Raw genomic sequence first — 8289 nt, forward strand, 5'->3', positions numbered from 1 at the left:
TGTAGGCCTGGCTCGTGCTGGCCACGGGGATCGCGTAGCTGAAATTGCCGTAGCGCTCGGTCTGGTAGACGGTGTTGGTGAAGGCCGATTGCACGCCATTGCCGCCGGTGCCGTCGATGAAGGTGGCGCCGCCGGTGAAGTACTGGTCGGCCGAGAAGCTGATCCCGTCCTGGGTCAGCGCCCCGCCGCCGGCATTGATCGCCGCCACGACCGGGTTGGTCGTGCCCGATTTCGCCGTCGTCGTGATGGTGATCCCGTCGTAATCCGCCGTGAACGGCGCGCCGTCGTTGGAGGTGGCGAGCAGGCCGACCGCCATGCCGCTCGCCTTGCCGCCGACGGTGTAGTCGCCCTGGATCGCCTTCAGCAGCGCGCTGCCGCTCGGCACGCTCAGGGAGGTGCCGGCGGTGAACGCGCTGTTCGCGTCGGTGGCCGAGGAGACCGCGCCGGTGCCGAAGCGCCAGTAGGGCGTCACCGTGTTGGTCTCGAGGTTGACCGCGAGGCGCAGCTGCACCCAGCTCGCGTTGGCCGCGCTCAGGAGCGCGTTGTTGGTGACCGAGGCGGTCTGGGCGACGCCGAGATTCTCCATCGAGGTCTCGAAGATCGCGCTGGTGTACTTGCCGGACGCGTTCTCGCCGCGCCCGCCCAGCACCAGCTTGATGAAGTTGTCCTGGTCGCCCGTGCCGATCTGCAGGCCCGCCGAGGGGAAGCCGCCGTCGCTCGTGGCGTTCGGGATCCAGTTCGCCATCGTCATGGTGACGTTGGCGGTGGCGACGCTGTCGTCGAAGGTGACGCCGGCCTGGAGCGCGTCCTTGAGGGTGTTGTTGCCCTCCGTGAAGTCGCCCTCCTGCACGTTCTTCAACTGGATGACGCCGCCCGCGCCGCCGGCGATGATGTTGGAGGAGGTGTAGAGGCCGCCGTCGAGGAACGGGTCGAGCCCGTTGATCATCCCGCCGGTGAGCCCGCTGCCGCCGAAGGTGCCGGGGATCGAGCCGGATTCGAAGTTGAACACCACCGTCTCGCCGCCCGAGATCACGTCGGTGCCGGCGGTGCCGTTGTCGGGGTCGAGGGCGAAGGGGTCGAGCGTGTTGTTGATCCCGTCGCCGTCGAGATCGAGGTTCTGCGGATTGGTCGGTCCCGGCGTCAGCACCTTGATGTTGCCGTCGGCCAGCGTCGTGACCCAGACGGTGCCGGCGAACGGCTTGCCGTCGCCCACGGCGTCGATGCCGAGCGGGGCGCCGCCGCCCATCGGCACGATCTGCTTGCCCGCCGCCACGATCTGGCCCGCGGAGCCGACGGTGGTGTCGACCCCGCCCGAGGCGTTGCGCGGGATGATGTGGAGATAGCCCGCGAGATCCGTGACCAGGATGGCGCCCTTGATGCTCGTGGTGCCGCCGCCGGCCGTCGCCCAGGTGGTCGAGGCAGTGTATTCGGCCAGCCCGTTGAGCGAGCCCTGGCCGGTATCGAGCGCCCCGTCGCTGATGCCGCCCTCGAAGAACACGCTCTGGCGCGGGTCGGCGGTGCCGGCGGGGATCACCGAGTTGAAGTCGGCGGGCAGGCCGGCGCTGCCCTGCGGCAGGAAGGTCGCCCCGGTGACGCCCGCCCCCGGCGTCACGATCCAGCCGGCCTGGCCCCCCACCGCCCGCACGAGGTTGGGGTGGCCGCCGTAATAGCCCTGCCCCGTGATCTCGTGGAGCTGGTCGTAGTTGAGCCGCTTGGTGCCGCCGTCCTGATCGGGGGTGTTGAGCGGGATCTGGTTCTGGCTCGTGACGACGTTGCCGTTGGCATCCGACGGGCGCCCGCCCCAGCCGTTGTTGGCGCCGTTGTCGTAGGTGAACATCTTGCCGTCGGAGGTCAGCAGCACGTCGTAGGCGTTGCGGTAGCCCGGCGAGTAGACCTGCACCGGGCTGCCGGCGGTGATCTTGGCCATGTTGAACCCGTCGCGGCCGCCGAAGGGGCCGCTGACGTCCGAGCCGTCCGGGTTCTCGTTGCCCGCCGTGCCGTTGTTGGGCCGGGAGGGGTCGTCGAGGGTCGGCAGGTCGTAGAGGTAGGGGTTGAGGCCGTTCGGGTCCTTGACCGTCATGGCGTCGAGCGCCGTCAGATCGACCTTGAGCACCGCCGCCGAGTAGGCGAATTCCGGCAGGCCGGCGAAGTTGTTGGAGGGGGCGCCGGCATTGGTGTTGCCGCCCACCGCCACGTAGAGCGTCTTGCCGTCGGGCGCGATCGCCAGGCCGTTGGCGGAGTGGTTCTCCTCTGAGCGGGGCAGGCCGCGCACGAGATCGACCTTCTTCCACGTATCGGTCGCGGAATCGAAGGTGAGGCGCGAGATGATCGAGGAGTTGGTGTCGAGATTCGTGTCCTCGCCGCCGTTGCCGGCGCCGATGCGCGGGTCGCTCGACGTGACGTAGAGGACCGGGTTGTTGGCGGTGCCGGTGACGAGGAGGCCGGTGACTTGGCGCTCTTCGAGGCCGAGGTTCAGGCTGCCGTCGTCGTTGTGGTTCGGGATGTCGAGAATCAGGTCGATCGATTCCGTGGCGGTGACGACGTAGCCGTTGCCGTTCTGGGCGACCGTGAGGGCCTTGATGCTGCCGAACCGCTCGGCGACGTAGAGGCGCCCGTCCGGCCCCCATTGCAGGGCGGAAGCCAGCCCCGAGTAACCGGCAAGCGTCGACTGGGAAAACGTCACATCGGCCATCGTCGTGCCCCTCGCATCCTGTGGGGCCGACCGTATCCGCGCCCGGTCCGGGCTTCATGCGCGCAGCGGTATTCCGCGGCGCTCTTTCGGACTAGCGCGCGCTCCGCCGAAGGGGATGCCGGTTCGGCGATCGCGCACCCGGAAGGCACGCGTCGGAGCAGGGACTCGAAGAGGCTTTCGACCGCATGGCGGCCGGACGCGGCTCAGCCGGGCGCGGATGGGCTCAGATGTAGTGGCGGTAGACGATGGAGCGGGGCGCTTCCTCGCCGTCGCCGTCGAGATCGACGCTCGCCGGCCGCCCGGCCGACAGACCGATCATCGAGACGAGCGCGAGCGGGATCACCTTCGGCAGGAAGCGGACGATGTGCAGCGCCGCGGATGCGAGGCCGCGGGCGGGCCGAATCAGGATCGTCATGCGTAAGGTCTCCCTTCGCCGGCAGTCGCGCCACGATGCCTGATCGGTGATGCCGCATTGTGTCGGAAATCGGCAGGGTCCCGCGCCGGAACGCCGCCCTGCCCGGCCGAGCGGCGGGCGATCAGGGCGCGGGGCGACGACGCCCGAAGGCCCAGGTCCCGACGGCAAGAGCCCCCACGGGGGCTAGAAGGAGAGCGATCACGGACAGCATGCTTGCCACTGGTTCGGCCTTTCTCGGCGCACGGGATCGGCTCCCGATCGTTCGGGATCGTGGAACCGTTGCACCCGCCTAACATGAAATATCGTTCGCGCCACACCCGGCATGATCACTATTTCGCAAGACGCCTCCCGGACCAGGCGTCCCGATCCGGCACAGGACGCCTGGCATCCCGTTCGCACCGGCGGCGTCGTTTCGTTCGGATCGAGTCTTCGATGTTTCCCAAACTCGTCGGATCCCTGGCGCTCCTCGCGGCCGGGGCCGTCCTCCTCCACAGCTGGGAGATGCCGCGCTGGATGATCGCGGCGCTGTGCGCGATCGGCACGGCCGCCACCGTGCTGCTCGTCGCGCCCGCCCTGGAACAGACGCTCGTTCCGGCCGCGGTGATGCCGGCCCGCGAGCGGCCGAAGGGGCCCGCGCCGGTCTTCGAAGGGATCTGGGATCCTCTCGATCACCGGCAGGTTCTGCGCGGATCGGATCTGTAGGATCCCGCCGGAACCTCCTCCGCCTGCCTCTCAGGAGACAAGATCGGCCGATGCAAGATCGCAACAGATTGCAAAAAATATCGAACAAGTAGAAGGGTTGCGCGCAAATTGGATCATCGAGTCCAGTTTCTATATTTATAACAGTTATAAAACATAGATCTTGCACGCATCATTCGGTCCTTGCGATACGCGGCACGCAGTTCGTCGTGCCCTCTTGGGTTCTCATAACCTAAGCTAAAAGCGTACCGGAAAAGATGTTCGAAGATCGTGGCGTTTCCGCTCGGCCGGCTCCGCGTGCGGGCTGGCCTTCACGCCTGTTGGCCTCGACGGTCCTGTCGGGAACGGCCCTCTGCGGCCTCGCCGGGACGGGCCAGGCCCAGGACGCGGCCGGCGCCATCGAACTGTCCGAACTGAGCGTGACCGGCGAGGGCCGCGGCGCCACGCTCGGCGGCGCGCTCTACGGCGCCGGCGGCGCCCTGGGCGCGGTGCCCGGCTACGTCGCCAGCCGCAGCACCGTCGCGACCAAGACCGACACGCCGATCCTGGAGACGGCCCAGTCGATCTCCGTCGTCGGCCGCAAGCAGATCGAGGATCAGAACGCGCTCACCATCAACCAGGCCCTGCGCTACACGCCGAGCGTCACGACCGAGCAGCGCGGCGGCGCCGGCTCGACCCGGCTGGAGCAGTTCTACATCCGCGGCTTCACCGCCCCGATCTTCCTCGACGGCCTGCCGCTGCCCGGCAGCCGCGACGCCTCGCCCACCATCGATCCCTACCGGCTGGAGCGCGTCGACATCATCAAGGGGCCGGCCTCGGTGCTCTACGGGCAGTCGGGCCCGGGCGGCATCGTCAACCTCGTCTCGAAGGTGCCCCAGTTCGTCCGCCACGGCGAGATCTTCGTGCAGGGCGGCGGCTTCAGCGAGGTGCGCGGCGGCTTCGACGTCGGCGGCCCCGTAGGCGACGGCACCGGCGGCGTGGCCGACCAGTTCGCCTACCGGGTGGTGGGCCTCGGCTGGAAGGGCGACGGGCCGGCGGTGACGACGCAGGTCGAGCGCTTCTTCATCAATCCGAGCCTGACCTGGCGGCCCGACGCGGACACGCAACTCACCATCATCGGTAACTACCAGCGCGATCCGTTCTCCGGCTTCTACGGCGGCTTCCCGGCGGTCGGCACGGTGTTCGCGCGCAACTTCGGCAACGGCGTGTTCGGGCGCCTGCCGGTCGATTTCTACGACGGCGACCGCAATATCGAGCGCTCCGACCGGACGCAGGCCTCGATCAGCTACCTGTTCGACCACCGCCTCAACGAGAACCTGCGCTTCCACTCCGCCGGCCGCTACCTGCGCACCGAGGGCGACTACCGCAGCGTCTACAGCGCCTTCAACGCGCAGAACGGCCCCTTCGCCAGCGGGCCGATCATCCCCCGCTCGGTGGGCGGCACCCAGGTCGGCATCGACGCCTGGACGATCGACAACAATTTCGTGGCCAATTTCGAGACCGGCCCGGTCGCGCACACCGCCCTCCTCGGCGTCGATCACCGCACGTTCCGCACGCGCACCCTGGCGGGGCCGTTCAACCCGGCGCCGGGCCTGAACGCGCTGAACCCGAACTACGACATGAACATCACGTTCCCCCCCTTCTCCTCGGACGCGACGATCACCGCCGAGCAGACCGGCGTCTACTTCCAGGACCAGATCAAGTTCGACCGGCTCGTGCTGACGCTCGGCGGGCGCTACGACGTCGCCCGGCAGAGCGGCCCGACGCGCCAGCTCGCCACCGGCGCCCTGGCGATCCAGAACGTCCCGGCCGACGCCTTCACGGGGCGCGCCAGCCTCCTCTACCTGTTCGACAACGGCGTCGCGCCGTACGTCTCCTACAGCGAGGCGTTCGAGCCGATCACCGGCGGACGCATCTTCGACACGACCTTCGGCGCGGTCGGGCGCATCCCGGACCCGGTCTCCAGCAACCAGTACGAGGCGGGCATCAAGTACCAGCCCCCCGGCACCGACATCCTGCTCACGGCCGCCGCCTTCGACATCCGCCGCTCCAACGCGACGCAGCCCGACCCGAACAACCAGGGCTTCGTGGTGCAGACCGGCGAGGTCGGCGTGCAGGGCATCGAGTTCGAGGCGCGGGCGAACGTCACCGAGAGCCTGACCCTGATCGGCGGCTTCTCGATCCTCGACATCAAGAACACCCGCGACATCACCAACACCACCAACGACCTCACCGGCCAGCCGGTGCCCCTCGTCGGCCGCAGCCCGGTTCTGGTGCCCGATTCCACCGCCTCGCTTTTCGCCGACTACCGCTTCACCGACGGGCCGCTCCTCGGCCTCGGGATCGGCGGCGGCGTGCGCTATCTCGGCCCGTCCTGGGGCGATCCGGCCAACACCTTCAAGGTGCCGGAGAGCGTCCTCGTGGATGCCGTGGTGAACTACGACCTGAAATATCTCGACGCGACGCTCCAGGGCTTCCAGCTTCAGGTCAACGCCCAGAACCTGCTCGACGAGCGCTACGTGACGGGCTGCTTCTCCTATTCGGGTTGCTATTACGGGCTTCCGCGCACCGTCTATGCAACCCTGCGCTATCGCTGGTAGGAGGCCCGGCATGGCGGCACAGGGCAGGACGACGGTGCTCGAACGGGCCTCGGTGGCCGGCCGGGTCGTGCTGGCGGCGGGCGGCGGCTACGGCGTCGCCGCGCTCGCCACCGCGCTCCTGTCGCTGACGCTGCCGATGGCGCGCTCGGAGGCGGTGGCGACGGCGACGCTCCTCAGCTTCGCCGTGATGGCCGGCATCGTCGTGCTGGTCTTCTCGACGCGCACCCTCCTGCGGGCGCTCCTCACCGTCGCCGGCACGGCCCTCGTGCTCGGCGCCCTCCTCTGGCTGGCGATGCGGGGATACGCGCCATGAAGGGAAGCTTCCGCCTGTCGATGGCGTGGCTGCACACCTGGTCCGGCCTGATCGTCGGCTGGGTGCTGTTCGCGATCTTCGTCACCGGCACCGCGAGCTACTACCGGCCGGACATCTCCCGCTGGATGCGCCCCGAATTCACACGGGTGGAGCCGGTGGAGGCCGCCGCCCTCGGGGCCGCCGCCGAGCGGGGGGTCGCCTATCTCGGCCAGCACGCCGCCAAGGCCCGCACCTGGTTCATCGGCCTGCCGCAGGAGGACAGGCCGGTGCTCGACCTGTTCTGGCGCACCCGCCCCGGCGAGCGTCCGGGCCACGTCCTGCTCGATCCGCGGACGGGAGCCGAGTCCTCCGTCCGCGACACGCAGGGCGGCGACTTCCTCTACCGCTTCCATTTCGAGCTGCACATGCCGCCGCTCTGGGGGCGCTGGGTCGTCGGCGTCTGCGCGATGATCATGCTGGTGGCGCTGATCTCCGGCATCGTCACCCACAAGCGGATTTTTGCCGACTTCTTCACCTTCCGCCGCGACAAGGCGCCCCGGCGCTCCTGGCTCGACGCCCACAACGTCACCGGCGTGCTGGCGCTGCCGTTCCACGTGATGATCACCTATACCGGGATCGTCACCCTCGCGACCTTCTACATGCCCTGGGGCGTGACCACCGCCTACAAGGGCAACGCCCAGGCCTTCTTCACCGAGGCCGCCTGGATCACCACCCCGCGCCCGCCGGCGAACCGGCCCGCCGCGATGGCCCCGATCGGGCCGATGGTGGAGCGGGCGGTCGCGGCCCGGCCGGAGCCGCTGGAGCGGCTCACGATCGTCAACCCGGGCGACGCCAACGCCACCGTGGTCGCGGTGTTCGAGGAGCCGCACGGCCTCTCGCACGAGCATCCGCAGATCGCCTTCGACGGGGTGAGCGGCGAGATCCTCGAGGTCCGCGACGGCGGCCTCAAGCCGGCGGCCAAGACCTTCACGGTGATGACCGGCCTGCACGAGGCGCATTTCGCCGGCACCCTGCTGCGGCTCCTGTTCTTCCTGTGCGGGATCATGGGCTGCGCCATGGTCGCGACCGGCGTCGTGCTGTGGTCGCTGGCCCGCCTGCCGAAGGCGGGGGAGCGGCCCTTCTTCGGCCTGCGGCTGGTCCAGGCACTCAATGTCGGCAGCATCGCCGGCCTGCCGGCGGCGATCGCCGTCTACTTCATCGCCAACCGGCTCCTGCCCGTCGATCTCGCGGGACGCGAGGAGTGGGAGATCCGCGCCTTCTTCGGTGCCTGGATCGTCGCGGCCCTGGTGCCGCTCGCCCGTCCGCAGCGCCGGGCGTGGTGCGAGGGTCTGGCGGCGGTGTCGGTGCTCTGCGTCGCGGTGGTCGCCGCCGACATCCTGACGATCCCCGACCATCCCCTGCGGCTCGGCGGCGGCGATCCGCTCTTCGCGTGGTTCGACGGGGCGATGCTGCTCCTCGCGGGCCTGTTCGCCGTCGCCGCCCGCAAGATCCTGCGCTACGAGGCGCCCAGGCGGGATCGGGAGCGGGGCGCGAAGCCGGCGCAAGCCGCCTCGACCGCCCCCGCCTCCCC

Annotated in this window: 6 protein-coding genes; 4 read left to right on the top strand and 2 right to left on the bottom strand. The window is 69.4% G+C overall.

Annotation, left to right across the window (positions count from 1 at the left end):
• Window positions 1-2692 (bottom strand): malectin domain-containing carbohydrate-binding protein (locus ABS772_RS13095; protein WP_350395115.1); only part of this gene is annotated, 2692 nt, incomplete at its 3' end.
• 223 nt (window positions 2693-2915) lie between these two features.
• Window positions 2916-3107: a hypothetical protein gene (locus ABS772_RS13100; RefSeq protein WP_350395117.1), complete on the bottom strand. Its 192-nt coding sequence runs from the start codon at window positions 3105-3107 to the stop codon at window positions 2916-2918.
• 432 nt (window positions 3108-3539) lie between these two features.
• Between ABS772_RS13100 and ABS772_RS13105 the strand changes: the two genes are divergently transcribed.
• The 4 genes from ABS772_RS13105 to ABS772_RS13120 form a co-directional block, all read left to right on the top strand.
• Window positions 3540-3809: a hypothetical protein gene (locus ABS772_RS13105; protein ID WP_238257304.1), complete on the top strand. Its 270-nt coding sequence runs from the start codon at window positions 3540-3542 to the stop codon at window positions 3807-3809.
• Window positions 3810-4063: 254 nt separating this feature from the next.
• A complete protein-coding gene (locus tag ABS772_RS13110; protein ID WP_350395120.1) occupies window positions 4064-6406 on the top strand; it encodes a TonB-dependent siderophore receptor in 2343 nt (780 codons plus the stop codon).
• 10 nt (window positions 6407-6416) lie between these two features.
• Window positions 6417-6719 carry an iron transporter gene (locus ABS772_RS13115; RefSeq protein ID WP_350395123.1) on the top strand — a complete coding sequence of 101 codons (303 nt, stop codon included), beginning with the start codon at window positions 6417-6419 and terminating at the stop codon, window positions 6717-6719.
• A partial coding sequence (locus tag ABS772_RS13120) for a PepSY-associated TM helix domain-containing protein (RefSeq protein ID WP_350395125.1) occupies window positions 6716-8289 on the top strand: 1574 nt, incomplete at its 3' end. The genes ABS772_RS13115 and ABS772_RS13120, both read left to right, overlap by 4 nt.

Source organism: Methylorubrum podarium, from assembly GCF_040270385.1.
Lineage (GTDB): Bacteria > Pseudomonadota > Alphaproteobacteria > Rhizobiales > Beijerinckiaceae > Methylobacterium > Methylobacterium podarium.

Bases quoted from the DNA above. Each gene is read 5' to 3' on its own strand.
- ABS772_RS13100 (WP_350395117.1), bottom strand. From the start codon at position 3,107: ATGACGATCCTGATTCGGCCCGCCCGCGGCCTCGCATCCGCGGCGCTG.
- ABS772_RS13105 (WP_238257304.1), top strand. From the start codon at position 3,540: ATGTTTCCCAAACTCGTCGGATCCCTGGCGCTCCTCGCGGCCGGGGCC.
- ABS772_RS13110 (WP_350395120.1), top strand. From the start codon at position 4,064: ATGTTCGAAGATCGTGGCGTTTCCGCTCGGCCGGCTCCGCGTGCGGGC.
- ABS772_RS13115 (WP_350395123.1), top strand. From the start codon at position 6,417: ATGGCGGCACAGGGCAGGACGACGGTGCTCGAACGGGCCTCGGTGGCC.